The 26,738-nt window shown below is 34.4% G+C and carries 21 protein-coding genes; 8 read left to right on the forward strand and 13 right to left on the reverse strand.

The window, feature by feature from the left end; all coding sequences use genetic code 11:
• Positions 1-31 precede the first annotated feature (31 nt).
• From IPZ78_RS00475 to IPZ78_RS00510, 8 genes are all read right to left on the reverse strand, one after another.
• Entirely contained in the window at positions 32-730 is a 699-nt protein-coding gene (locus tag IPZ78_RS00475; protein ID WP_225550953.1) for a phosphoadenylyl-sulfate reductase, read from the reverse strand.
• A gap of 3 nt (positions 731-733) precedes the next feature.
• Complete coding sequence (locus tag IPZ78_RS00480) at positions 734-1,309, reverse strand: precorrin-2 dehydrogenase/sirohydrochlorin ferrochelatase family protein (RefSeq protein ID WP_225550954.1); 576 nt, start codon at positions 1,307-1,309, stop codon at positions 734-736.
• Positions 1,309-2,076, reverse strand: coding sequence for a uroporphyrinogen-III C-methyltransferase (cobA, locus tag IPZ78_RS00485; protein ID WP_225550955.1), 768 nt, complete (start codon positions 2,074-2,076; stop codon positions 1,309-1,311). Before cobA ends, IPZ78_RS00480 begins: the two co-directional genes overlap by 1 nt.
• A 9-nt stretch (positions 2,077-2,085) precedes the next feature.
• Positions 2,086-4,191: a HEPN domain-containing protein gene (locus IPZ78_RS00490; protein ID WP_225550956.1), complete on the reverse strand. Its 2,106-nt coding sequence runs from the start codon at positions 4,189-4,191 to the stop codon at positions 2,086-2,088.
• Between the two features lie 803 nt (positions 4,192-4,994).
• The gene (locus IPZ78_RS00495; RefSeq protein WP_225550957.1) at positions 4,995-5,285 is read right to left on the reverse strand and encodes a hypothetical protein; all 291 of its coding nucleotides are present in this window, start codon (positions 5,283-5,285) and stop codon (positions 4,995-4,997) included.
• 428 nt (positions 5,286-5,713) lie between these two features.
• Complete coding sequence (gene pyrF / locus IPZ78_RS00500) at positions 5,714-6,547, reverse strand: orotidine-5'-phosphate decarboxylase (RefSeq protein ID WP_225550958.1); 834 nt, start codon at positions 6,545-6,547, stop codon at positions 5,714-5,716.
• A 7-nt stretch (positions 6,548-6,554) separates the two neighbouring features.
• On the reverse strand, positions 6,555-7,148 hold the full coding sequence (locus IPZ78_RS00505) for a TlpA family protein disulfide reductase (protein WP_225550959.1): 594 nt from the start codon (positions 7,146-7,148) through the stop codon (positions 6,555-6,557).
• Between the two features lie 15 nt (positions 7,149-7,163).
• Positions 7,164-7,907: an RluA family pseudouridine synthase gene (locus IPZ78_RS00510; RefSeq protein ID WP_225550960.1), complete on the reverse strand. Its 744-nt coding sequence runs from the start codon at positions 7,905-7,907 to the stop codon at positions 7,164-7,166.
• Positions 7,908-8,019: 112 nt separating this feature from the next.
• Here IPZ78_RS00510 and panB point away from each other — a divergent pair, with 112 nt between their 5' ends.
• From panB to IPZ78_RS00530, 4 genes are all read left to right on the forward strand, one after another.
• Positions 8,020-8,835: a 3-methyl-2-oxobutanoate hydroxymethyltransferase gene (panB, locus tag IPZ78_RS00515; protein ID WP_225550961.1), complete on the forward strand. Its 816-nt coding sequence runs from the start codon at positions 8,020-8,022 to the stop codon at positions 8,833-8,835.
• An 8-nt stretch (positions 8,836-8,843) separates the two neighbouring features.
• A complete protein-coding gene (locus IPZ78_RS00520; RefSeq protein WP_225550962.1) occupies positions 8,844-9,446 on the forward strand; it encodes a hypothetical protein in 603 nt (200 codons plus the stop codon).
• Positions 9,447-9,498: 52 nt separating this feature from the next.
• The gene (locus tag IPZ78_RS00525; protein WP_225550963.1) at positions 9,499-10,530 is read left to right on the forward strand and encodes a L,D-transpeptidase; all 1,032 of its coding nucleotides are present in this window, start codon (positions 9,499-9,501) and stop codon (positions 10,528-10,530) included.
• An 87-nt stretch (positions 10,531-10,617) separates the two neighbouring features.
• On the forward strand, positions 10,618-11,424 hold the full coding sequence (locus tag IPZ78_RS00530; RefSeq protein ID WP_225550964.1) for a murein L,D-transpeptidase catalytic domain family protein: 807 nt from the start codon (positions 10,618-10,620) through the stop codon (positions 11,422-11,424).
• Positions 11,425-11,492: 68 nt separating this feature from the next.
• Here IPZ78_RS00530 and IPZ78_RS00535 read toward each other — a convergent pair whose 3' ends face one another.
• The 3 genes from IPZ78_RS00535 to IPZ78_RS00545 are packed head-to-tail and all read right to left on the reverse strand — an operon-like array spanning position 11,493 to position 14,104.
• A complete protein-coding gene (locus IPZ78_RS00535) occupies positions 11,493-12,389 on the reverse strand; it encodes an aldo/keto reductase (RefSeq protein ID WP_225550965.1) in 897 nt (298 codons plus the stop codon).
• Between the two features lie 3 nt (positions 12,390-12,392).
• On the reverse strand, positions 12,393-13,121 hold the full coding sequence (locus IPZ78_RS00540; RefSeq protein ID WP_225550966.1) for an FKBP-type peptidyl-prolyl cis-trans isomerase: 729 nt from the start codon (positions 13,119-13,121) through the stop codon (positions 12,393-12,395).
• Positions 13,118-14,104, reverse strand: coding sequence for a glycosyltransferase family protein (locus IPZ78_RS00545; RefSeq protein WP_225550967.1), 987 nt, complete (start codon positions 14,102-14,104; stop codon positions 13,118-13,120). The genes IPZ78_RS00540 and IPZ78_RS00545 overlap by 4 nt, the downstream gene beginning before the upstream one ends.
• 115 nt (positions 14,105-14,219) lie before the next feature.
• On the opposite strand from IPZ78_RS00545, the gene IPZ78_RS00550 reads away from it, so the two are divergent.
• On the forward strand, positions 14,220-15,155 hold the full coding sequence (locus IPZ78_RS00550; RefSeq protein WP_225550968.1) for a zinc dependent phospholipase C family protein: 936 nt from the start codon (positions 14,220-14,222) through the stop codon (positions 15,153-15,155).
• Between the two features lies 1 nt (position 15,156).
• Here the strand turns inward: IPZ78_RS00550 and IPZ78_RS00555 are convergent, their stop codons facing one another.
• Positions 15,157-18,777, reverse strand: a complete 3,621-nt coding sequence (locus IPZ78_RS00555) for a DUF7507 domain-containing protein (RefSeq protein WP_225550969.1) — start codon at positions 18,775-18,777, stop codon at positions 15,157-15,159.
• A 134-nt stretch (positions 18,778-18,911) separates the two neighbouring features.
• Here IPZ78_RS00555 and IPZ78_RS00560 point away from each other — a divergent pair, with 134 nt between their 5' ends.
• From IPZ78_RS00560 to IPZ78_RS00570, 3 genes are all read left to right on the forward strand, one after another.
• Positions 18,912-19,535, forward strand: coding sequence for a 7-carboxy-7-deazaguanine synthase QueE (locus IPZ78_RS00560; protein WP_225550970.1), 624 nt, complete (start codon positions 18,912-18,914; stop codon positions 19,533-19,535).
• 485 nt (positions 19,536-20,020) lie between these two features.
• On the forward strand, positions 20,021-21,640 hold the full coding sequence (locus tag IPZ78_RS00565) for an NADP-dependent glyceraldehyde-3-phosphate dehydrogenase (RefSeq protein WP_225550971.1): 1,620 nt from the start codon (positions 20,021-20,023) through the stop codon (positions 21,638-21,640).
• 853 nt (positions 21,641-22,493) lie between these two features.
• The gene (locus IPZ78_RS00570) at positions 22,494-23,072 is read left to right on the forward strand and encodes an NAD(P)H-dependent oxidoreductase (protein WP_225550972.1); all 579 of its coding nucleotides are present in this window, start codon (positions 22,494-22,496) and stop codon (positions 23,070-23,072) included.
• Positions 23,073-23,293: 221 nt separating this feature from the next.
• Here IPZ78_RS00570 and IPZ78_RS00575 read toward each other — a convergent pair whose 3' ends face one another.
• Positions 23,294-25,696, reverse strand: a complete 2,403-nt coding sequence (locus IPZ78_RS00575; RefSeq protein WP_225550973.1) for a glycoside hydrolase family 95 protein — start codon at positions 25,694-25,696, stop codon at positions 23,294-23,296.
• Positions 25,697-26,738: the final 1,042 nt, after the last annotated feature.

Raw genomic sequence — 26,738 nt, forward strand, 5'->3', positions numbered from 1 at the left:
CGTATATATGTTTCTTTCTTATGTATCTATATTATTTGTTCGTCACGTGAAGACCACATTCCTTCTTACTCTTGTCTTCCCACCACCAACGACCAGCACGAAAATCTTCACCCGGCGCTACCGCACGAGTACATGGTTGACAGCCAATGCTCGGGAAACCTTTGTCGTGTAGCGGATTGTAGGGCACATTAAACTGTTTTAAGTGAGATTCAACATCATCTAATGTCCAATGAAATAACGGATGAATCTTAATAATCTGATTTCCCTCATCCCATTCGATAAAATCCATATCTTCACGATTCGCAGATTGTTCTGCACGGATACCTGTTAACCAAATTTCATAACCTTTGATGGCGCGCTTTAAAGGCTCAATTTTACGAATAAAACAGCATTCCTTTCTATTCTCTACACTGTCATAAAAACTAGATGGTCCTTTTTTTGTAACCATATCTTCGACCAATGCAGCTTGCGGATAGTATGCTTTGATCGGCAGTTTATAACGCTCTAAAGTCCTGTTCCAGACATAATACGTCTCAGGAAATAAACGTCCTGTTTCCAACGTAAAAACATCAATTTCCCCAGAAGCTTCTGCAATTAAATGTGTCAATACCTGATCTTCAATACCAAAAGAGGTTGAAAACACCGCTTTATTGCCAAATTTTTGAACAATATACTGTACAATTTGTGCTGCATTCAACCCTTGCAATCTATCTTTCAACTGTTCAATCATAGCTTAATTTTTACTTACTATATCTTGCGTATGTGCATTGAGCTGCTTAATCTTATATTCTAAATCACCACGTAATTGATTACGATATTCTTGCATCAATTCCAATGTTTCATCAATTTCCTCAGGCAATAAATCATTGATAAATTCTTTCAATCTTTTTGCCATGGTAGGCGATTTCCCGTTGGTAGAAATAGCGATTTTTAAATTTCCTTTTTGTACGATAGAGCCCAAATAGAAATCGCATAAATCTGGCTTATCCGCGACATTCAGTAATATATTGCGTTCCGTAGTCAATTTCCTAATTTGCTGATTCAAATCAGGATTGTTGCTTGCTACCACCACTAAATCTTTGCCTTCCAAATCCGAATCTTTAAAGCTACGTTGTTCCAATTGAATCGTTTCTTTATTCGCTATAAATTGAAAAACTTCAGGAATCACTTGTTCAGCTATAATCTTTACTTTCGCCAATGGAGAACTACGAAAAATTGCTTGTAGCTTTTCCAAGCCAACAGGCCCTGCCCCCACTAAAAGGGCTTGAATTTGGTTCATTTTGACGAATATGGGAAATAGCGTATTCATTAAGCTTCTAAATGTTGTATTTCTTGTTTTAACTTTTGGAAAGATTGATGTTTTGCTACCACTTCACCCAAAACAATAATAGCAGGTACTCCAACAAGATTTTTGTTCACCTGTTCTATAATCGTATCTATCGTTCCGATAGCCAAACGCTCATTTTCTAAAGAGCCATTTTGAATTAAAGCAATTGGTAAATCACGCTTTCCATTTTCTCGATACAATTCAATGATTTGATGTAGTTTAGAGTACCCCATCAAAACTACTACTGTAGCATTAGTTTTTACCGCATGGTACAAGTCATCAGACAAACGTCCGTCCGAAGTCGAGCCTGTAATCACCCAGAAACTTTCACTAATACCACGGTAAGTCAATGGAATCTGTTGCAATCCTGTCAAACCAACCGACGAAGAAATCCCCGGAACTACAGCTGTAGGAATATCAAATTTGTGGACATAATCCAACTCCTCACCACCACGTCCAAATACAAATGGATCACCTCCTTTTAATCTTACCACATGGCCATGTGTTAATGCATAATCCACCAACAATTTATTAATATAATCTTGCGAAGTAGACAAACGCTCTGCGCGCTTACCCACATATATTTTGGTACAAGATGGCTTTGCATAGGATAATATCTCTTCATTCACCAATGCATCATAAAGAATCACATCAGCTTCTTTGATTGCTTTTATACCTTTTAGAGTAATTAAATCGGGATCACCAGGACCTGCACCGACCAATGTCACAAATGGTTTTACTTCGCTCATGTTTCCCTCCTAATTATTTATTACACGTAAAGACTCTCTTCTTTCGGCAGCCTCATAATAGAAAGCTGTTGCTTGCTTTAAGAATACTTCGGCAAACTCTTTGGAAGGTTCATATTTATTAATTTGCAACACTCTTTCTGAGAATGACGTTGCGAAAGTAAAAATGCCTTCCTGCACATAACGTGCATCAAACTCATTGATCACAGCAGTTTGCGTACTCGCATTCACTCCTTTATCCAACAACAATGCTTTAGCTGTCCAAACGAAAGCACTGTATGCATGGTAAATTGCATCTGCATATTGATTATTTTCAAAGGCTTTATTCGCCCATTCAATCTTTTCTTCTGATTCCAACAACAACGTAGCCACTAAGTCAATAACTACCCCGGCACATTCGCCGACACCGATAGCTGTTTCGAAAGAACCTTCGTGTCCCCAGTCCACAAACTCATCTGCACTTAGGGTCGTCAAGTCTGATAGCGGTTTTAATAAGCGATAGAAATAGTCCTTTCCTTGACGATCATAGTACGCATGGAAATTTTCTTCCTGTGATTTATTTAGTTTATAATCATTCAGCGTTAAATCAACCACATTCAAAACACGTTTCGTCGGAACCTTGATAACACGCTCTGCTACACGACCTTTCCCATCACCAACTGTACCTCCACCTAACATTACTTGTGCTGCTGGAACGACTTTTCCTTCGGCTTTCACGGAGCTTCCGTGGAAGCCAATATGTGCCAAACCATGTTGACCGCATGAGTTCATGCAACCTGATATTTTGATTTTCAAATCTTGTTCGTAAACAAAATCTTCGTGGAATTCATGAATATAACGTTCAATGACACGTGCCATTTCTGTAGAATTTGAAATACCCAAATTACAGGTGTCCGTACCTGGACAAGTCGTCACATCAGCTGTACTATCAAAACCGGCATTCGCCAAATCCAAATTTGTCAATACATTGAACAAATGAGGCAATGACTCCTCGCGTACGTATTTAAACAGTAAATTTTGATTTTGCGTGATACGAATATCATCTGCAATATGCTCACGAATACCCGCAACTAATTCTCTCGCCTTTGCCGTAGGAATATCACCCGTCAATACTTTCACATACACCCCAAAGAAACCTTTTTGCTTTTGCTCAAACACATTGGTTGCACGCCAAACTTTATACTTTGCTGAGTCAACTGGCTCTACAGGCACAACAATTGAAGTTGGAGCTGCAGGCTGCAATACAGAATCCCTATTCGCAAAAACTGATTTATTCTTAATCGCTACTTTTTCTTCCTCTACTAAACGGAGAACTTCTTCCAAACCCAATTTTTGCACTAAGTATTTAAATCGAGCTTTATTACGATTGTTGCGTTCTCCATGACGATCAAATACACGCAAAGTCGCTTCCATATATGGAATAATTTGATCTTCGGCTAAGAAATCAAAAATCTCATGCGCTAATAAAGGTTGCGAACCTAAGCCTCCACCCAATAAAACTTTGAAACCACGAACTTCCTCACCATCGATAACTTTTACTTTAGGAATAAAACCAAAATCATGTATATAAGAAAATGCTGTATCACGATCTGAACTCGAGAAAGATATTTTAATCTTACGACCCATCTCCGCACAGATAGGGTTACGCAAGAAATATTCAAACGTTTTCTGTGCATAAGGCGACACATCAAATGGTTCTAATGGATCGATACCCGCCGCAGGAGAAGCCGTCACATTTCGAACGGTATTACCACAAGCTTCACGCAAAGTAATATCATCTTCTGCTAATTTAGCCCACAGTTCTGGGGTTTTATCTAGACTTACATAGTGTATTTGAATATCTTGACGCGTTGTCAAATGCAGATTTTTGGACGCATATTCATCCGAAATATCCGCAATCTTTAGTATTTGCTTAAAAGTAACTTTTCCAAAAGGTAGTTTAATACGCACCATCTGCACCCCAGGTTGACGCTGCCCATATACACCTCGCGCCAATCGTAATGAACGAAATTTCTCGTCTGGAATATTTCCTTCCTGATAAGCTCTTATTTTACGTTCAAGCTCGATTATCTCTTGCTCTACAATTGGATTTTCTAATTCTGTTCTAAAACTTTGCATGTTTTATTAATATAATATCGCTGGATTTATTTAATAGATATAGTCATCTACAAATAACAATGTCACAAATCTATAAATTTAAATCTATAAAAACTATATATTCTACCAATTTAGTATATATTTTATAACATATTTACCAGTCAGTATTTAAACTGAATTATATATGGATCTACACACCTTCACAACCAAACAGGCATCAAATTGAAAATCAATATTATACAACAAAAATTGGCGATAAAAAACTTTAACTAATTAAAATTTCCCTAACTAAATAATAATCAATGGACATAGTAATCCCCATTTATTAACCTAAGCTAATAAGCAGATCGCAGAACGTAATCAGAATAGTCAAAAAATTATACAGTACAAAAGCAATGTATTCCTAGAAAAATATGAAATACAGATCGATAACGAGCTATCAAGAAGTCCAATAATGAAAAGGGACTATATTTGTTAGAGTAAATCCAAAAAATTAAAAGAAGTGAAAACAAAATAGTTCTAGCTAAATCCAATATTTAGCTAACTATCATAATTGAAGAAAAGAATACTAAATTATCTCTTAATTGTTTCGGTAATAACATATTTAAAAGACGGCTTTTCCAAAAAATAGATCAGCCGACTTTTAATATTGATACTGTCTGTAGGCTAGCAACAAACATATTTTTACATTAAGAAACAACATAAGACTTTTAAACAATTCTGTTTGACATACATACTTATAACTTCTTTATAAATTTTCAAGAAAAAATAAGATATTCAAACCTTTATAATTGGTATTCTTGTTCGGCGATTTATTATAATTATTAAGATGCTGATAAAAAGATCTCTTCATCTCCTACAGCATTTACATTCTGTATACTGTCAAAGGCTACTTCAATTTCTTTACACAATTGCATTAGTTTTACAATATTAACATCAGAAGAGTTCTCAAATTGATCCATTTCAAAATCATAATAATCACCTTCTTCAAACACACTTAGAATATCTTTCAATTCTCCGTCTGATGCGATATTTACAATTTGTGTAAATAGTTGATTTCTAATGTCACCTAGTAGTTGTAAAGACTCAATTACTCTGTTTCTGTAAGCTTCCATAAGCGTAAATTTTAAGTTTCATAATTAATTTGAATAACACAAGATTATATGTGTATCAATACATTTAATGGTAATAATTACAATACAAATTAACAACATAAATAGCATTTAGAAGCCTATCCAGAAGATTAGCTAATTAATTGTAGTCATTATTTTACACCCTTAATAGTTTATAATTTTTCCTAAAAAACAATAATTTAGGATAAAGAAATTAAACACTGGAATTGAAAACAAAATTTCACAAATACTAAAATTAAAAACAAAAAAGATACCCTAATAATTAATCTATAGTAAAAATAATTTTACAAAAAAAGTGATATAGCGCACAAATTCAAACTTTATTGTAACAAACAATATGGTCAAAATGGGGAATAAAAGAAAATGCTAGGTCGTTTGACCTAGCATTTTTTAAATTTTAATAGATAATATTAGATTATTCCTGCATGGAATAATTCTAATTCCATTTCTTTTTGCAACTTAACAGCCTCTTCTCTAGCTCTCTCAGCAAAATCTTTACCCTGCGAAGCGTATATTATACCCCTTGTACTGTTGACCAATAAACCACAATCTTTATTCATACCATATTTACATACTTCTTGTAAAGATCCTCCCTGTGCACCAACACCCGGAACCAACAAAAAATGATCAGGAGCATGTTTACGTATATCTAAGAATGCTTCACCACGTGTAGCACCTACGACATACATTAAGTTCTCAATGGTTCCCCAATGATTTACTTTATCTATTACTTCTTGATAAAGTTGCTTACCTCCGGTATTCGTGAAATTTTGAAAATCTTTAGACCCTTCATTTGATGTCAATGCCAATACAATAGCCCATTTTTCATCAAAATCCAAAAATGGAGTCACAGAATCCTTACCCATATAAGGTGCAATCGTGATAGAATCAAATGACATACCAGATTGCGCTTGATCAAAAAATGCTTGTGCATACATTTTAGATGTATTACCTATATCACCACGTTTTGCATCAGCTATACTGAAACAATTCTTTGGCAAAGCTTTCCAAGTCTTTTGCAGTGAATGCCACCCTTTTACACCATAACTCTCATAGAAAGCTATATTTGGTTTATATGCTACACACAAATCTTCAGTAGCCTCAATAATAGCCTTATTAAAAGAAAAAATAGGATCTTCTTCTGCTAATAAATGTTCTGGAATTTTGGTTATATCAGTATCTAACCCTACACAAAGAAATGTACGCTTTTCTTTGATCTGGTCTATTAGTTCTTGTCTTGTCATTAATTTATTATTGATTTATTAGATTCTGAATAAAATCTTCTACAGATTTAGCACTGTAATCGCGCATCCCTTCCTCTCGTCCCACTAATTTCCCCTCTTTATCCAAAAACACAGTAGTAGGAATAGCTCCTGACAACCATTCTTGTGGTATATTACTATTTGGATAAACAATTGGTAGAGTAAGATTTTCTTGCTTCAAAAACTTATTTGCTCCTTCTATATCATTATCAATTTCTACTAGTAGAAACACCACTTTATCATTGACTTTGAATTTATCATAGAGCACTTGGATAGATGGCATTTCGGCTTTACATGGGGGACACCAGGTAGCCCAAAAATTGATAAACAAAACTTTGCCTTTTAGTTCGTCAAGATTATAAATATCTCCTGCTTCATTTGTGAAAGAAACGCTATTGTTAACTAAATTCGGCTCAGAACTAGTTTTTTGTTCGCTTACTTTTTCCAATTTTGGTTTGAAAAAACCAAGTTTCATAAGTTGTTGTTGTAAAAACATACGACTACTTGGCAATAATATTATTGCAAATAAAATAGCCCAAACAATATAACTCCAAATACGCTTTTTACGAACTTTAGTATCCATTAATTTAACAAAAAATTAGGAATCAAATTTTTCTAATTGTTTTAGTAAGGTAGCAAAATCTTTTGGATATTCTGCTTCAAATGCATATTGCTTACCGTCAATAGTAAAATCAACCTTTTTAGAATGCAACGCAAAACGTTTCATAATAGGCAATTCCTCTTGCTCCTTACCCATTGTAAAACCTCTTTTCTTTATCTGAGAAAGATAAACAGGTTTTCCACGATACATACCGTCACCTACTATCGCTGCGTGTTGGGTTGCTAAATGGATACGAATCTGGTGCATACGCCCCGTTATAGGCTTACACTCCACTAAAGTAAAATGTTTGAAATATTGAATACTGTTGAATATTGTCTCAGCCTGCTTGCCATTAGCTCTATCTATGGACACATTTTTGTTTCCTTGATTTAAGATCGGTAAATCGACTTTCAAATCCGTAAAAACATGCGTTCCTTGAATGATTGCATGATAAATCTTATTGACACGACGTTTTTCAAACTCAATAGAAACCAAACGATAAGTTTCTGGATTTTTTGCTATTAATAATACCCCTGAAGTATCTTTATCCAAACGATGACAAATTTGTGCATCGCCATAGTATTTTTTAGCTAATCGCAAGATATTAACTTCTCCTCCTTCACGCTCATCCAACGATGCTATAAAAGGTGGTTTATTGATTACAATTAGATTATCATCTTCATGAATTATAAGCTCAGAGAACTTTGGAAATTTAAATAAACGGTTTTCGTTTTGCGTCATGTTACAAAAATAGCAAATCATCGTGACTATTTTTGAAATTTGAGGTTTTTACAATAATATGAAGGGATAGCTATTTTTATTTTTAATTTTGCAATAAAACTAAAAGGAGAACATGTCTGTACATAAACCCATAAAACGCGTAAGTACTTCAGCATTGCGCGATATGAAAGCAAGAGCCGAAAAAATCAGTATGCTTACAAGTTATGATTATTCGATGGCTAGGGTACTTGATGAAGCTGGTGTTGATGTTATATTAGTAGGTGATTCTGCAGCAAACGTTTTTGCTGGATATGAAACGACTCTCCCTATTACCCTTGACAACATGATTTATCATGCTGCTTCAGTAGCACGAGGTACTAAGCGCGCGATGGTCTTAGCCGATCTTCCTTTTGGTGAATACCAAGGTTCTACCGATAAGGCTTATGAAGCTGCAGTACGTATGATGAAAGAATCTGGTGCTCATGCTTTGAAATTAGAAGGTGGAGAGGAAATTATCGATAATATCAAAAAAATCGTTCAAGCAGGAATTCCTGTATGTGGACATTTAGGGTTGACTCCTCAATCTATCTATAAATTTGGTGATTTTGGCGTACGTGCGAAAGAAGAGGCTGAGGCTGAAAAATTAAAAACAGATGCCTTAGCTTTACAAAAAGCTGGATGCTTTGCAATCGTATTGGAGAAAATTCCTGCAAAACTTGCAGAAGAAGTTTCAATGTCATTAGAAATTCCTACCATTGGAATTGGTGCTGGAAATGGTTGTGATGGACAAGTCTTAGTCGTTAATGACATGTTAGGGATGACTAAAGATTTCAAACCTAAATTCCTACGTCAATACACGAATTTATTTGACATAATAACCAATGCAGCAACACAATACATAGCTGACGTAAAATCAAAAGATTACCCAAACGAATCTGAACAATATTAATTGATTCGATGATTAAATTTCTTATCATAGGTGCACTTATTGCTTTGCTTATCTTTTCGATAGTGCGAAAGCTAAATATTTTTAAATCTTTCGGAACTACAGAAAGGCTAACTACCCCTTCCGAAATTATTGAAATAAGTGCACCCCTATCTATCTATAAATCTGCAGTAACAAAAACACTTTTTACTGTTGGCATTGGGATAATAATTTTACTAATCACCTTATTATTAGCAAGTAAATTCAAGATTGCACTTATTATGCTTCCTATTAGCATGTATTTAATTGCACAATTTTTTATTTTAAATAATCACATTAAGGCATCACGTAATCAACGTATTATTTATAATAAAAATACCAATGAAGTACAAATTGAGTTAAATCAATCATCAATTGAAAAGTTTAATCTATTAGAAGATATAAAATTTGTAAGCGAAATAAAATCTGTGCAAAAAAACAACGGAGTTTTATTTGGATATTATAAGCTTCAAACACATCACAATACCTATATCATCCCTTATCTGGTAGCACAAAATCCACAAACAAAGCCTTTTTTTGATAAGCTACAGTTATTTGACCGAGAGATAGAAACTAAATTATTTCCGATAATTTAATTTTAATATATTTGGTGTTAATCAAATGTATTTAAAATCAATTATACGCGGTATGCGAAATCTTCTATTATTTTCAATACTCATACTATCAATAATATCTTGTAATTCTTCCAAAAATGAAAAATCACCAGAAGAAATTCAAAAAGCAAAGCAAGACAGCATAGAACAAGTTCGCGAAGAACAAGAAGAATCCGAAAAAAAACGCCCTAGAACCGCTGCTGATATCAAATTAAAAAAAGAGTTGAAATACGATAAATACACTCTTGAAGATAAGTATGAATACAATGATACATTTCGCGTTTTTCAATGGGAGAAAATCAAAGAAAAATTAGCATACATTGAAAATTTTCAACGTGAGCAAAACCAATATGGCTTAGTATCAAACTACAAAAATAAGCACGGAGAGGCGCCTACAGTAGAAAATTTCAAACGTAATGCATACAAAAGGGTTTCGGACACTTTAGGTACTGAACGCTATCAATCAGCCCCATTGTATACTATTGGAGAAACTAAATTGCCAACGATCTATGGACGTGATGGTTCATTAGTTAAGCTAATATCAAGTGACACCTTAAAAATGGTACGTGTAAAAGGGCTAACAAATTTTGAAGGTGAGTGGGATATTCCTAAACGATATGTCAAAGCTTTGGGGGATACATTAGCATTTAAACATATAGTTGTCGTAGATGTTACCAATCAAAACATTACAGCCTTAGATCACAAAGAAGATACCTGGTATATTCGCAGTATGAACAAAGCTACAACAGGTAAACACAATCCTCCTTTTGCAATGGAGACACCGATAGGTATGTTTTTGGTCCAAGAACAAAAATCAAAGATGTTCTATTATAAAGACGGAACGACAAGCATTGAAGGATATGCACCTTGGGCTTCGCGTTTTACCAACGGAGCATATATACACGGAATACCTGTTAACAATCCAAAAGGACAAATAGTCGAAACAAGTTGGAGCCTAGGAACCGTGCCCCGTTCACATATGTGTGTACGAAATGCCTCTTCCCACTCAAAGTTTATTTACGATTGGGTAAAGCCTTTTACTTCTTTAGTAATTGTCATAGATTAACCACAAGTTAGGGATTTAACATTTCTTAACATTTATATAAAATATTGATAACGAACTTTGTACATCACGAAAGGATAAAGTGCGCTTATGAGAAAAACAAAAAAAACAATGGTATTGATAACATGTATAGGTTTTTTGACCATCATTAGTCATACCGCAGCAACCTACCTACAGCCAGTCCACCTTGATAGTTTATCGTATTCAAAGAACATTCCATCTAAAATTTCTGAAGTTGCAAAATCTGCAACAGAATTATTGTATGATGAACTTGATTTACAAGGAAAATTAGCTTTCGAACCGTTTGAAAAGGCTATGATTGGATATGAAATTTTAGAATTCAACAATAAAGACATTATCACCATCATAGATTTCACAAGACCTTCGACTGAAAAGAGAATGTTCGTTATTGATATAAAAAACAAAAAAATATTATTTAACAACATCGTATCACATGGTCGTAATAGTGGGGAAAAATATGCTACCTCTTTTTCTAATAGACATGGATCGTTCCAAAGTTCATTAGGGTTTTATACAACAGGAAATACATATATGGGTGGAAACGGCTTTTCGTTGGTTTTAAATGGTTTAGAGGATGGAATTAATGATCAGGCAAAAGCGAGAGCTGTCGTTATTCACGGAGCAGATTATTGTAGCCAAAAAGTTATAAATAACACCGGTAGATTGGGGAGAAGCTACGGATGTCCCGCTCTACCTAGAGAACTAAACAAACCCATCATCAATACAATAAAAAATGGCTCAATGTTATTTATTTATGCAGAAGACAAAAATTATTTAGCCAATTCAAAAATTCTTAAAAAAGGATCTGAGACAATGCTAGCACAGCTAAATGATAAAGTAGTTGATGATATCGACACAACATATCAATCCTATTAAATTTATAGAAGTTATATTTTAGTAGCTAAAAAGGTCTTCATAATTCTATTATGAAGACCTTTTTTACTTTAATGTATATGATCCGTATACAAGATCTGGGGTAATTTCAACGTTTCAAAATTTATTGACAAATTTTGAATTTCATTTTGCGCTAATAGTATATTATCTAGCTGTTGCTCTGTTCTTATCCCTACTAGAGTTGAAGTTACGTTTTGATATTTCAACAAAAAAGCCAATAGAACCGATTCTTTCGATATACTATATTGTATAGCTAAATCTTCAACACAACTTGCTACATATTGTACATCATATTGACTATGGCTTAAATATTGTTTAGGATTTTTTCCTAATAGAAGTCCTTGTGCAAAACCTCCTCTTGCCAATATTGACACTTGCTCACTTTTTAGCTGGTCAATATATGGAATAGGACGACTGTCTAATAAACTGAATTGCATCATATTGGATACAATATTAGACTCCTTTGCGAATCGTAAAAAAACATTGGGGCGAATAGAAGAAATACCGTATGCTTTAATTTTACCTTGTGCAACTAAGTTTTCCAACGTATCGACTACCTCTTCAAAATTATCTTCTTTGGTACCCCCATGAATCTGATATAAATCAATATAATCAGTCTGCAGACGTTTTAAAGATTGATCAACAGCCAATTTAACATAGTTTGCTGACACATCCCAGTTCCAACCAGATCTATCTTCATTCCATTTGTTACCCACTTTTGTTGCTATAACGACCTGTTCACGGATATGCTTAGTAGCATTCCCCAATAGCACCTCATTTTCGCCATAATCATACAAATCAGCCGTATCAAAGAAATTAATCCCAAAGTCAATAGCTTTATGAATCAAACGAGTATTTGTATCAATTGAATTCTGCTGTAAAGACATACATCCAAATGCGACTTCTGAAATTTGAATTTCCGATTTACCTAGTTGATTATATTTCATCAATTATTTTATACCTAATAGCTCAACATCAAAAATCAACGCACTATAAGCAGGAATAGCGCCAGATGCTCTCTCACCATAAGCCAAATTGTAAGGAATAAAAAATCTATATTTAGCACCTACTTTCATCAAAGGAATTCCTATTTTCCAACCTTCAATTACACGGTTTAAATCTAATGTCAATGACTCATTACGGTCGTATGAACTATCGAACTGCGTACCGTCAATTAAGGTTCCCTTATAATGCACCTCAACTTCAGAATCTGGGGTAGGTTGTGCACCATTGCCCTCTTGCAATATTTCATATTGAATACCTTCTGTGGTAGTTTTAACCTCTGGTCTTTGTTTATTTTTTGCTAAAAAGGCTTCTCCAGGCTCCCTTAATTCAGCATTTTTCTTCTCATAATTAGCCATAAGTTGTTTTTGGATAACATCCATATTTTGATCTTCAGTGAGCAACAATTTTTCACCTTTAATGGCTGCATTCAAACCTTTATAAAACACTTCAGGAGTAATCTCAAAGCCCGCATTTTTAAAATTACTTACAACATCCACACCTAATGCATAGGACAAAGAGTCATTCGCTGTATTTAGCACAAATTCTTTAACTACCGTTTTTTTAACTGGAGTCTTACTTGTTTTAGTTGTTTTAGTTGTTTTTTTTGTCTGTGCGTAACTATGATTTAGACCTGCACCAATAACTAATAAACAGTAGAAAAATTTTAATTTCATGTATTCTTATTTATAATTGTTTCAACGATTTGCATCGTATTATTAGGATAATCAACTTTTACAATATTCGTACTATTGAGCCAGAGTTCTATATCATATTCATATTTTCTCTTCAAGCTTTTTATGACAGGAACTCCGATATCTTCCAATGCGGCAGCATTTAAATGTTGCTCATATTGATTTTTCATTGGAATGGCCAAAATCTTTTTACCTAAATATAATGCTTCAGCAGGTGTTTCGAATCCAGCTCCACACAATACACCTTCTGCAGATGCCATACTTTTAACAAATTCTTCATTGTTAATAGGCTGAATATTCACATTTTTAAAATGTAAAGGTTTTGTATTGTGTTTAGAAAAAACTTTCCAGCGAATATCTGAAAATTTGGTAAGATGTTTTAATAAATGTGCATCATCATAGGATGGCAAATAAACCGTATAATGACCTTGATTAGTAGGTTGAAGATTGCGAATAGACTCTCTAATGACAGGTGTAAAAATAGATTTATGGTATTGTTTGAAATGAAAACCATAAGCCTGCGATACGGGAGAATAATTTTTCATTATAAACTTACCCATCATATCCGTTTCATCTGGTTTTGGACTATCAGGATGCATCGCTCCTATTTGATGGCTCAAACCAATACAGGGTATATCCTTCGTCTGACAAGCCCAAGCGGTAATAGGTTCAAAATCATTGATTACTAAATCATATTGCTCAACCGGAACTTCATTTATTTCTTGCATCAATTTCCGGATGGTAGAACTCATAAAAGTCTTCCATAAATCTACACCTCCCGACTTACCGAAAATAAAACTTAAACCATGAAGTCTGTATTTAATTTCGAATGGCAAAGAAATATCAGCCTGAATACCACTAATCAATACATCTACTTCACCAAAGGCTTGAAGACAAGGAATAATATCCATTGCACGGCATAAATGCCCATTTCCTGTTCCCTGAATAGCATAAAGTATCTTCATCTAAGCAATTAGTATATGAGTCGAAAATACATATTTTTATCCAATTGCCGTCCTATTTTACAACAAACAATTTTTAAGATTTTTTTTCTTAAATTAACAATACAATTCACTAATTATGAAACCATTCCCTTTTATATTAATAATTATAGGTATTCTGTTATCATCTTGGGGATTCAATCCGCATAAAAAAATAAATGAGACTGCAGTATTTCTATTACCTAAAGAATTAGCCATATTTTACAAAAAGAACATAAAAACAATTACCGAAAAAGCAGTAGATGCAGACAAGAGATGCTATATAGATACGATAGAAGGTCCAAAGCACTATATTGATCTGGATAAATATGAAAATGTAGATAGCATACCAATACATTGGTCAAAAGCTAAAGAAAAACTAACTGAAAAGAAACTGTTAGCACAAGGCATTGTTCCGTGGCAAATTAATAGAACCTATATGAATCTTGTGGAAGCTTTCAAAATCAAAAATTTGAGACGTATAATCCAGTATAGTGCAGATCTAGGACATTATGTTGCAGATGCTCATGTCCCATTACACACAACTAGCAATTATAACGGTCAATATTCAAATCAAATAGGAATACATGCCTTATGGGAAACTAGAATACCCGAAATGTATATGAAAAAGTATGATTTATTTATTGGATCAGCAGTCTATATATCAGATCCAGTAGATTATGCTTGGAAAATAGTTAAGCAAAGTAATAGTTTGGTTGATTCGGTCTTGCATATCGAAAAACAACTATCGATGAAATTCAAATCATCAGCTATCAAGACTTACATTGAAAGAAATAATCAACTTATACAAACCTATTCTGATAGCTACACAGAGGCATATGACATAGCTATGAATGGAATGGTCGAACGTAGATTTAAAGCGTCCATTCATGCTGTTGCTTCATTTTGGTATTCGGCTTGGATAGATGCTGGTCAACCGAATTTGAATAATGTTAATTTCAACTTCAGTGAAGAACGTATTGAAATTAATGTTGACAGTAAAAAGTCTTTAGGAAGAGAAGAATGGCATGAGTAATCTAATTCAACAGCTCTCTTGTGATTAGTATTGAACCTTTTTTTATAATTGTCTTAGTTCCCTTTTTATTTAATTTCAATATATAAAAATACGTTCCGTCTCGCACTGTATTACTTACTTGCCAATTATTTTTATAATTTAAATCATGATGGATTAAATTCTTAAAACGATCAAACAATTGTATTTCTACCGTTTCAAATTGATATAATCCTATTATTTCAAAAGTATCATTTAAACCATCTCCATTAGGCGTAATAACATTAGGAATCAAAAAACCCGAGACATCAACTTTGACTGTAGCGGGATCAGACCAATTGCCATTCTTGTCCATGATACGATATGTAAATTCATCTACTCCCGAAAATGTTTTATTCGATTCATACTTAAACTCACCATTACCAAGATACCGAAGAGTACCATTTAATGGTTGATTTATAATTGTGATACTCTCAAAATCTAATTCACTGTATTCAACAGAATCATTTTGCGCAGGGGTCATAGTTGTATTTGAATTGTAATGTTGAATAAAATAATCATCTATAGCTTTCGGAATAGTCTTGACAATGGTTAATTCTACACGTACAATATTACTCATGAGCCTACTATTGTCATATACCCTATATGTAAAATAATCCAATCCACTCTCAAAGTTATTAAATTGGGTATACTGAACTGTCAACCCATCTACTGCTAAATTTCCTAAAGTTGGCTGCTCAATAATTTCGATATGGCCATCACTCCAATTGCTATTACCCTGTTTATCATTTTTCAAAATATCCAACGTAGAAATATTACCCTGGTATATTTCTAAAAAATCTTCCACAGCAACCGGAGCCGTAGCAACTAGCGTTATGGTCTTTTCGTCATTTTCAAAAGTTGTTCCTGAAATATCATGTAGGCTATTATTATACTTTGAATCAACCACCTCTACTAATGCTGTATTTTCGACAAACCCCACCTGAACATCAGCATTATTCAAGGGATAGGAATACTCAAAAACCATCGTTTGATTCTTCATCTGGCCAGCATAAACCAACTGAGATTCATTAAATAACAAATGATCAGTAATCTTGATTTTTTCTATTGGAATGTCACCTTGATGCTTAACTTCAAGAGCATATTTTATGGAATCACCCAAGGTAAATCTACCATTCTCTCCTGACCCTCTATTTACCACTATTTTTCTTAGTTGTATCAAGGGAGATTTGTCAATATCTATGATTGTAAGATCATCCGAGTTGAATTGTGTTCCTGAAACATCCGTAACATTAAAATTTCTTGGGTTTTGACCAATTATGGAAGCTGTATTTTCTACATGTTTTTTTTGAACATCATCTTCAGTAATCGTATACTGTACAGTAATAGAGTGCTCTTGTGTAGGCATAAGTACTATATCTTGTAAGGAAATCGGCTGAGATGACAACAAACTATCCACAATAACCAATCCTTTCAACTGAACAAATCCAACATTCTTTACAGTAAATGTATATTCTAGCATTTCACCAATTTCCTGAAATCCATTTTTATCTGTATCTATATGTCTTACGCTTTTTCTTAAAGCCACTTTTCCTCTTTCATTAACTGGCTCAAGAAGAAAAACATCTCTATTTATTTTTACATTATTACATCCATCAGGAGAGCACTCCTCTCGTGCAGACTTCGGTGCTAACTCTGCATTATCAGTTGATGTAGCATCAGGATCGGTTATTCCAACCGGACGGACTATACCTGCCTCAGTGTTGACGAAGCCATAAGTAGCATCGGGGACGTTATTTGCGTATGCTTTTATACTAAATTCAACCAAACAACCATTTTTTATATTTATAGGTACCAATAACGAATTAGATGAAATATTCACAGCCCCAATATTAGCACAATCAGAGTCCTTAAATGTTATATTTTCTATAATAAAACCCAATGGTAAACTATATTCAAACTTCGCACCTATAGCATCTGAGGGCCCATTGTTGCGAACGCTTATGGTATAATTAACCTGTTCATTTAACTCAATTGTATCCTTATCCACTTCTATACCCACCACCTCTAAATCGGCAACTGCTACAACAATATCTTTGGCTATAGATTCTTCAACATGAACAGCATAGGACCACGTATCCATCGCCATATTATTCCCAAAACTATTTGATCCAGTAAATAGGTTATTGTTCAAACCTCCTCCAGGAGTTGAAATATTATATGTTCCCCAACGATGTCCATTTATATTACTTGGTATGCCGGACAGATTGACAATTGGATTGGAATGCTCTGCTAAAAATGCCCCCTTTGGAATATCACTATCATCCCAATATAAAATAGCGGGCTGTACGGTGTTACTTGTTCGATCCACTCGTTCGAGCTTTAATCCATTTGGATTAATCTCTGTATCAAAATACGGAAAATGAACCTCACCCTCTATTGATGCAATACTTGCCTCAATTCGATAATCACCACTAGGAACCATTTTTCCCTCACCATCTTTCGCGTCCCACACGACTAAATTTGCACCAACTGTAGCTTGATAAATAATTTCACGATACGGAAAAGAAACCAAACTATCAGTACTTCTTATCGTAATCTTGTAACGTCCGGAATAATTAGTTACAAAACCAATTTTTGCTCCCTTCGCGTTTATATTCTTTTCTGTCTCCTCTGAAGAAATAAAATGTATATCCTCTACAGTAGGAATTTCGATTTCATTAAGCAACCAAGTGTTTCCTCTATAACTAGAGCTTTGGGTTGGTAGATCATTATTTGGTAGCGAATAAAATATCTTGTGTGTTATATACTCCGTACCTACATCATTCGTATTCGGATCATGAACCGATGCTCTATAACCATCAATTGAACTTTTATAACTTGGTGATCCGTCATCATTTAATATTCCTGAATTATTCACAAAATATGTGAATTTTAAACCTATACCACCATTTCCGTCTACCTTATAATAATAGCCATCTTTCGTCAATACATAATTAACACCATAAAATGCACGGGTAGGATCTGCCATATTGCCACCATTCATATGGATATTTAACACATTGACAAACACTCTACCTTGAAGCCATTCTGAATCCTGGGTATTTCGTACTGATACATCCCAAGCAGCTATAATGTTTAGACCATCTGGTTGATTCCAATTTTCATCAGCTAATATATTTGGAATATTATTATTGGCAAGCAAACTATCGGGTGTAAAAAACTCTACAGTCCAAATACCTTCTTCATCAGATTTCACTTCAAACGGTTCATAGCCACTTCGAGGTCCCGCTAATTCGGCATCTCTATTACTCATCCCATTTGACCCAATAATTTTTCCCTTCACCAAATTATTTCCATTACTAAAAACAGCACCTGTTGGACTAATGATGCGTATCGTTCCATTCCGAACCCCCTGTGCACTTGAGGCTACTGCTAAAGTCTCTCCATTCCTAACATAGGCAAAATGCTTAGCATGATTATAAAATTTATGAGATAAGTTGACCCCAGCATACGTCATACTTTCCATAAAGGCACGACCACCTCTGACACCTTTTGGGTATAAGTCTTTTGAACCGTCAGCCAAAGCTTTAAAATTGCCAAATACAAAAAGAAGTAGGTATACAGTGTTTAGGAATAACCTCATATCATAATTTAGAACACACCTTTACCAAATATAGCATTTTGACAATTAAATAACCAAGACATTACAACTTTCCTAAATGCTTAACCATAACTTAACAGTAATAAATCGTACCTTTGCATTCAAAAAAATAGGAAATGTCACATCAAGTACCAGAAGATGGATCGTTGTTGCCCTTAATGGAGGAGTTTTACACAATTCAAGGAGAAGGATATCATACAGGCAAAGCTGCTTATTTTATCCGTCTAGGTGGTTGTGATATAGGCTGTCATTGGTGTGATGTCAAAGAGAGCTGGGATGCAACTTTACACCCCTTAACCTCAGCAGAAAAAATTGTAGAAACTGCTAAACTTCACCCATCTAAAACTGTTGTTATTACGGGCGGTGAACCTTTAATTTACAATTTAGACTTACTGACAAAAAGACTTAAAGAAGAAGGGATTAAGACTTTTATTGAAACATCTGGAGCTTATCCTTTGAGTGGTCATTGGGATTGGATATGTCTTTCTCCTAAAAAATTTAAAGGTCCAAGACCTGATGTATTAGCTGCTGCAGGAGAATTAAAAGTAATCGTTTTCAATAAGTCAGATTTTCAATGGGCAGAAGAGCACGCTAAAATGGTTAGCGAAAACTGTAAGTTATATTTACAACCAGAATGGTCAAAAGCTACGGAAGTAACTCCTATGATTATTGAATATGTAAAGGATAATCCAAAATGGAATATCTCATTACAAACGCACAAATACCTGAATATCCCATAAGCAACTAAACTACAATGAATTAAAGCTAACTTTCATTGATAAATAGAAATACATAAAATCAGTAGTAAATATGATGTTACTACTGATTTTTTATTTATAAGCTAACACCTTCCCATTCAATCCTGCCAATACTTACTATTGATTAATAATCTAATCAGTAATTCTTGATCATATATTGCTTTACATAAAAATATTACTATTTAAAATTAACAAGCCACAAAGTAATATTTTATGATATTTTGGCAACGATTTCGTTATTTTATTTTAATAATTGCATTTTTTTTAATCAACTTTGTCAAAGTAATTATCTGATATAAAATTTGGATACTTCATTAAAGAGGCAATATTAAAATGTATTATCTATACTATCTGAATTTTGATAATACGCTAAACCTTGAACCATTAAATACAAAATTGCTGAGCAAGCGATATTATTTAATCAATTATTTTGTTAATTATTAACAGTTATAAATTTCAATTAAAAAATGAAAATTGAATTGCAAAATGTCTTTCCGAGTGAAGATGAAATTCCTAGTGAATTTTTACTAGCATCGGAAGTAGAACAAAGAGAATTTCTCTGTAATGGGGAAATGATTGTGTGGAATGGAGAAGTCAGTGAGGTATACTCTCCTATTTGCATAAAAACAGTAGAAGGTACAAATCGTAAGCGAATCGGGAGCTATCCACTAGCTACGGTAGTAGAATCTCAAAAAGCATTAGATGCTGCTGTAGCGGCATATGATTATGGAAAGGGAGAATGGCCTTCGATGAGTGTTGAACAGCGTATTGAATGCCTAGACAATTTTACTCAAAAAATGATTTCCAAAAAAGATATCATTGTAAAATTGATTATGTGGGAAATAGGTAAGTCTTTTGCTGACTCGAACAAAGAATTTGATCGTACGGTAGAATATATTTATGACACTATACAAGCACTTAAAGATATAGATAGAGATTCATCACGTTTTCAAATAGAACAAGGTATCATCGCACAAGTTCGACGAGCTCCATTAGGAGTAGTGTTGTGTATGGGACCATTCAATTACCCACTAAATGAAACTTTTACAACGCTAATTCCGGCTTTAGTGATGGGGAATACAATTTTATTCAAACCACCTAAACATGGTACGTTGTTATTCTCGCCACTATTAGAGGCCTTTCAAACGAGCTTTCCTAAAGGTGTCGTGAATACTATATATGGTCGAGGAAATAAGATTGTTCCAGATTTAATGAAATCAGGAAAAATTGATGTACTAGCTTTAATTGGATCAAGCAAAGTTGCGAATGACTTGAAAAAATTACACCCAAAAGTGAATCGACTGCGCGCTATTCTTGGGCTTGATGCGAAAAACGCAGCTATTATTGACAAAAAAGCAGACATTAACCTTGCTGTGCAAGAAACCCTGATCGGTGCATTATCATTCAACGGACAACGTTGTACAGCATTGAAAATAATTTTTGTAGATCGCAATATTGTTGAAGATTTCTTAGAGAAATTGAAAGCTGAATTACAAAAAATAAAAATTGGTATGCCATGGGAAAGTGGTGTTACAATTACTCCTTTAGCTGAAATCAATAAGCCACAATACTTGAATGATTGTGTGGAAGATGCCAAAGCACATGGAGCTACTGTTATTAACGAAAATGGAGGTGAAATATGTGAATCATTTTTCTACCCTGCAATAGTATATCCTGTTACAAAAGAGATGAAACTATATCGTGAAGAACAGTTTGGACCTATAATTCCAGTTGTTCCCTATGATAATATTGAAGAGCCTATAGAATATGTAATTAATTCATCACATGGACAGCAGGTAAGCTTATTCAGCAATGATGATACAGTCATTACATCATTGATCGCACCATTAGTGAATCAAGTAGGAAGAGTAAATATCAATAGCCAATGTCAACGAGGTCCTGATAATTTCCCATTCACAGGTCGTAAAGATAGTGCAGAGGGCACACTTTCTGTCAAAGATGCATTACGTTCATTTTCTATCAGATCTATTGTTGCCACAAAAGCAACAGAACAAAACAAAGCCTTATTGAATGAAATCATCGCAAACAATAAGTCAAATTTCCTTAGTACTAAGTTTATATTCTAATAAATACAAAAGAGCTGAGATTAATTTCTCAGCTCTTTATTTTACATCTTGAAACAATGTTTCTAAAGTTTAATTTTTATAATTTGAAATAACGCGAACTTTCATTTTTCAAATTGACGTAACCTAGAAGACATTCCCAATTATACATCCTAAATTTCATATATCAGTTAAAATAGCTTCAGTCATATACCTAAATCATGGAAATTCTTAAATTACCAACAATATACTAGTACTAAGAAAATCAACAATAAACTATTATGTTGTAAATTCGCGATTTGATTGTTTTAGACCACCTCTTAAAAACTTGATAAGCGAATACCTACTTCCCGATACAGGTAATAACAGACTTACAGACGAAATACTAAAGAAATAGCCAGATACATTTTATTTCTGCATTCTGACTTCGAATACGAATGGCCATATCTTGATCCGACAAATCCGCTTATCCGATTTTCATTTAAGGACTTGTTATTAAGTGTAATGACTTTAGGGAAACATTACCGAGAAAAAATAGCGGAACGAAAGCAACAGTTTGACGAATTCAAAAATTCAGGCGACTATGACTTGTGGCCTTTTATCGACAAAGATCAATACGAACAACAATTAAAAAATAATCCCTTTTTCTTACGGTAAAAAATAAATTAATTTAGCGTTATGTTTTTGTCGCTTAACACAAACGTAATCCACTACAAGGATTTTGCAATAGAGGACGAAACTGCTAAGTTCAACGGTAGTTATTCGGTTCAACATATGTGCAAAAAAAATTTGTGTTTCGATTGCCCAACCATCGCATAACTCCAAAACTTTAGCAGTCATAATACGGACGACTCAAACATAACGACACAATAAAAAAATGAAAAAAATACTTCTCATATACGGACACCCAGACAATGAAAGTTATTGCAATGCACTTGCCGAGGCATATAAGAAAGGAGTTTTGACAACAAATGCTGAACTCAAAGAAATTATAATTGCAGACTTAAAATTCAATCCAAACTTACAATTTGGTTACAGAAAACGAACTGAACTTGAACCCGACTTACTTGAAGCGTGGGACAAAATTCAGTGGGCCGAGCATTTGGTTTGGGTTTATCCTGTTTGGTGGGCTTCACTACCAGCAATTATGAAAGGATTTATCGACAGACTGTTTTTGCCTGGATTTGTTTTTCAAAAACGTGAAAACTCACTTTTGGCGGACGGACTCTTAAAAGGGAAAACCGCAAGAATTATTTCTACACTTGACCAACCGGTATGGTTTTATTGGTTAGTAAATCACAGACCAAGTTATTGGGCTATGAGCAGAAATACTTTGTATTATTGTGGTGTTCGTAACATAAAAGCGACAACGATTGGACCAATACGTTTATCTAAGCAAGTGAGGCGTGAAAAATGGTTGACAAAAATTGAACTATTAGGACAGAAACTAAAATGAAAAAACTACGAACTGCTAACATTGTATTGGCAATAGGCGGGATGAACGGTTTCGTATCAACAGATGTTCAAAATTTTAAATTCTGAATCAAAAAACACGATCGCTTACCCTTACGCTAAAAGTAATTTTCAACTATTTATTTCGTGAATATTTCTAATAAAATAGTCTTCAATCAATGCAGCAATTACAATAAAATCTTACTCTTAAATTATTGATAATTGTTAACGTCGAAACTCATAAACACGTCCAGCATTAGAAATAAAAGTAGTGAGGTAGTAATGTCCATTCTTTTCTGTTTTACTTTTTACTCCTTTTACTTTAATTGGTACATCTGTGCGGATTTTGCACTCGCTGTTACTTGATGCTTTAATCTTCCCTGATAAGATTTTATTGTTTTCCCATTTCATATCTACAATAAAGCCACCTCTTGCTAGCATCCCTTCAATGGAACCATTTTCCCATTTTTTTGGCAATGCCGGTAGTAAATGAAGTTCATTAAGATGACTTTGTAGCAACATTTCGCCTATGCCTGAAATACCACCAAAATTGCCATCTATCTGAAACGGTGGGTGGTTATCAAGCAGGTTGTTTAACGTTGAAGTCGAAAGCAGCTCTCTATACATTTTATAGGCATGCTCTCCATCCAATAACCTAGACCAAAAATTCACCTTCCATGCTTTACTCCATCCGGTTCCACCGTCACCTCGTATTTCGAGTGTTTTTCTCGCTGCTTTTGCTAAATCTGGCGTCAGGATGGGAGACAATTGTCTTCCCGGATGTAAGCCAAACAGGTGAGATACATGCCTATGCTGAGGATCGTCATCTTTAAAATCTTGCGACCACTCCATGATATTGCCTGCTATACCTATCCTCATAGGAAACAGTTTGTCTCGTTTCTGGATCCATTCATAGCGAAGTACTTTATCAATATTGAGCGTTTCGGAAGCCTCAATTAAGTTGTTATACAGATCCCATATAATTTGCATATCCATGGTGGAGCCAATAGTTACAACACCTTTATTGCCATTGGTATCTATAAACACATTTTCGGGAGAGGTCGAAGGAGATGTTACATAATATCCTTTTTTTAGTACAAGCCAATCGTCGCAGAACCTTGCTGCCTCTTTCATGAGTGGATAGGCCTTTTGTTTCAGATACGATTTATCCATGGTAAATTGGTAATGCCAATAAAGGTGTTGGCTTAGCCAGGGACCACCTAATGCCCAATTAGCGTACTTGGGATCACCTTGAACTGGATTGGCTGTAGCCCAAATATCAGAATTGTGATGCACTGTCCAGCCGTTCATTTTGTAATAGTTCTGTACTATTTCCCTACCATTTTGTGCCCATCTCTCTATTTGGTCGAGTAATGGAGCGTTCATCTCTACCATATTAAACATCAATGCAGGCCAATAATTCATTTGAACATTGATATTTGTTGTATAATTGCTACCCCATGATGGTCGTTGGTTTTTATTCCAAATACCCTGTAGATTTGCTGGAACACCCCCTGGTCGGGAAGAACTGATCAACAGATACCTGCCGAAGTTGAAATACAACACTTCAAGTCCTTTGTCTTCGCTACCCTTTTTATAATTGGCCAGACGTTCATCTGTTGGTATGACATTTTTATCAGACAAACCCAAATCCAAATTTACCCTATTGAAATATTTTTGATAGTCTAAAACATGAGCTTCTCGGATTTTTTTAAAATTCTGTTTCGTCGCTTCTGTTATGTATTTTTCTGCAAGTTTATTTTCATCAACGCCTTCGGTATCTGGTCTATTTCGAAAACCGTTATAACTGGTTGTAGCTGTAATATAAACGAGAGCTTCCGTCGCATTAGAAACCGAAAGTCCATTAATTTCTTCTAATTTCCCATCACTATTTGGCAATAAGATTTTGATCCGCAATTGATACCGCATTCCCTTTTGACCATTGGCAGAAATTTGCTCCATTTCAATCCGTCTATTAGAGTTTATATGATAAGGTAATTGACCTTTCAGAATCATTACTCCTTTCTCAAAGACTACCTGGCTACTGTCAAATTGCGTACTTATTCCAAGCGAAAAATTCAGTTTCCCAACTTGCGATGCAGTCATTCTCATTATGATAATTTCGGATGGTTTAGAAACTAAAACTTCTCTCGTGTAATTCACTCCCCCTACTGAAAATTGTGTTGTCGCGATAGCTGTTGATAGGTCAAGGTTTCTTTGGTAACTACTTACATCGCCGTCTAGCGTCTGTTGGATGTTCACATCTGCCAGTGGTACATAAGAATTCACATTGGGACCCTGCATTTTCTGTAAAGTTCTAGATGCCTGCTGCCAGTTACCATCATCTAAATAGCTGCGTACACTACTTAGAAATTGAGATGCATTTGGATTGGGATTATTATTAGCTGGACCTCCGCCCCAAAGTGTTGCTTCGTTGATGTTTAAAGTTTCATTTTGTAAGCCGCCATATACCATTGCTCCAATCCTTCCATTACCTATTGGTAAAGCTTCATTAAAATCAGTAGCAGGCTTTTTATAAAACAACACTTTATCTGCTGATTGTTGTGCATGCAAGAAAAACGGTATAATTCCAATCAGCAAAAAAAATATAGATAAAAAATTTCTCATATTCATTAGTCTTCGATTCATATTGCTATTTACAGAATACAGGTATATGTACCACAAGCTGCAGCATACAATAACTTTTCGAATTCGATAAAATATGTTTTTCTTTCTGATAATATGTTCATCGATTGTTAGGTTAGGTTAGATGTTGGTTATTTTGGTAGATATAGTATATATACCATTATTTAGCACAAGCAAATATTCTCAATATTGTGAATTGTAAAGAATAATCCATCCTGCACGTACCTGCTCATCCCTATTTAATCTCCGGAAATTCCACCAAAATGCTAAGGCTTCTATAGATGTTTATTTAAAACAGAGCAATTAATTTTTTAAAACACCTTTAAATTGGCCAAATGTGAGGACTTTTTTTATTATAGCAGTTTCCTGAGCCGCTCACTCAAACGCAAAATGTACGATTGCCACTAAAAAATACTTAGTGCCCCTCCCCGTACCTCTGCTGTAATACATAAAACCATTGTTATAGATTTGATAAAAAAATCAAAATGATTAATGAACAAAGCTTTTCTAATTATAGTTGAGCTCTGGTCGTTGAAGAGAAATGCGCAAGCATGATTCAACGATAACTATGAAATAGACGAAAACTGTTGGTGGTATTTTTGAAAAATGGATTGTGTGATGGTAATATCAAAAATAGTGACAACATCGAAGACTAAGCAATCCGCAGGCGAGCCAAACACTAAAAGCAGTTGGATTTTGACCACGTATGCTAATACTTTGTCAACAGGAAGAGTGCAAAGCTAGAATTGTTCAGGTACATTGAAGAATTATCAATGCCTAAAGGATACATTCTGAAATTGGATATGGAACTCCAAATGAAATGGAAATGATCTACCGATCAACACAAAAATTAACAGTATAAAAAATCTCCACTTTTAAGTTGTAATTCCACAGATAAGTTTTGTGTTTTGCGCATCACTTTTAGCTTAGCAGTTTAGAATACTTATTTCCAGTTGTATTATTGCATTATATTTAAAAAAAGTTAAAAATATTTAACATTTTTTTAACAGTACACGAATGATAT

The organism is Sphingobacterium bovistauri (genome assembly GCF_020295405.1).
Taxonomy (GTDB): domain Bacteria; phylum Bacteroidota; class Bacteroidia; order Sphingobacteriales; family Sphingobacteriaceae; genus Sphingobacterium; species Sphingobacterium bovistauri.

Excerpts from the sequence above, each read along its gene's own strand:
- IPZ78_RS00555 (WP_225550969.1), bottom strand. The coding sequence starts at position 18,777 with ATGAGGTTATTCCTAAACACTGTATACCTACTTCTTTTTGTATTTGGC.
- IPZ78_RS00535 (WP_225550965.1), bottom strand. The coding sequence starts at position 12,389 with ATGAAATATAATCAACTAGGTAAATCGGAAATTCAAATTTCAGAAGTC.
- cobA (WP_225550955.1), bottom strand. The coding sequence starts at position 2,076 with ATGAGCGAAGTAAAACCATTTGTGACATTGGTCGGTGCAGGTCCTGGT.
- IPZ78_RS00570 (WP_225550972.1), top strand. The coding sequence starts at position 22,494 with ATGAAAAAAATACTTCTCATATACGGACACCCAGACAATGAAAGTTAT.
- pyrF (WP_225550958.1), bottom strand. The coding sequence starts at position 6,547 with ATGACAAGACAAGAACTAATAGACCAGATCAAAGAAAAGCGTACATTT.
- IPZ78_RS00480 (WP_225550954.1), bottom strand. The coding sequence starts at position 1,309 with ATGAATACGCTATTTCCCATATTCGTCAAAATGAACCAAATTCAAGCC.
- IPZ78_RS00475 (WP_225550953.1), bottom strand. The coding sequence starts at position 730 with ATGATTGAACAGTTGAAAGATAGATTGCAAGGGTTGAATGCAGCACAA.
- IPZ78_RS00495 (WP_225550957.1), bottom strand. The coding sequence starts at position 5,285 with ATGGAAGCTTACAGAAACAGAGTAATTGAGTCTTTACAACTACTAGGT.
- IPZ78_RS00510 (WP_225550960.1), bottom strand. The coding sequence starts at position 7,907 with ATGACGCAAAACGAAAACCGTTTATTTAAATTTCCAAAGTTCTCTGAG.
- IPZ78_RS00545 (WP_225550967.1), bottom strand. The coding sequence starts at position 14,104 with ATGAAGATACTTTATGCTATTCAGGGAACAGGAAATGGGCATTTATGC.
- IPZ78_RS00490 (WP_225550956.1), bottom strand. The coding sequence starts at position 4,191 with ATGCAAAGTTTTAGAACAGAATTAGAAAATCCAATTGTAGAGCAAGAG.
- IPZ78_RS00520 (WP_225550962.1), top strand. The coding sequence starts at position 8,844 with ATGATTAAATTTCTTATCATAGGTGCACTTATTGCTTTGCTTATCTTT.
- IPZ78_RS00565 (WP_225550971.1), top strand. The coding sequence starts at position 20,021 with ATGAAAATTGAATTGCAAAATGTCTTTCCGAGTGAAGATGAAATTCCT.
- IPZ78_RS00505 (WP_225550959.1), bottom strand. The coding sequence starts at position 7,148 with ATGGATACTAAAGTTCGTAAAAAGCGTATTTGGAGTTATATTGTTTGG.
- panB (WP_225550961.1), top strand. The coding sequence starts at position 8,020 with ATGTCTGTACATAAACCCATAAAACGCGTAAGTACTTCAGCATTGCGC.
- IPZ78_RS00530 (WP_225550964.1), top strand. The coding sequence starts at position 10,618 with ATGAGAAAAACAAAAAAAACAATGGTATTGATAACATGTATAGGTTTT.
- IPZ78_RS00540 (WP_225550966.1), bottom strand. The coding sequence starts at position 13,121 with ATGAAATTAAAATTTTTCTACTGTTTATTAGTTATTGGTGCAGGTCTA.
- IPZ78_RS00525 (WP_225550963.1), top strand. The coding sequence starts at position 9,499 with ATGCGAAATCTTCTATTATTTTCAATACTCATACTATCAATAATATCT.
- IPZ78_RS00560 (WP_225550970.1), top strand. The coding sequence starts at position 18,912 with ATGTCACATCAAGTACCAGAAGATGGATCGTTGTTGCCCTTAATGGAG.
- IPZ78_RS00575 (WP_225550973.1), bottom strand. The coding sequence starts at position 25,696 with ATGAGAAATTTTTTATCTATATTTTTTTTGCTGATTGGAATTATACCG.
- IPZ78_RS00550 (WP_225550968.1), top strand. The coding sequence starts at position 14,220 with ATGAAACCATTCCCTTTTATATTAATAATTATAGGTATTCTGTTATCA.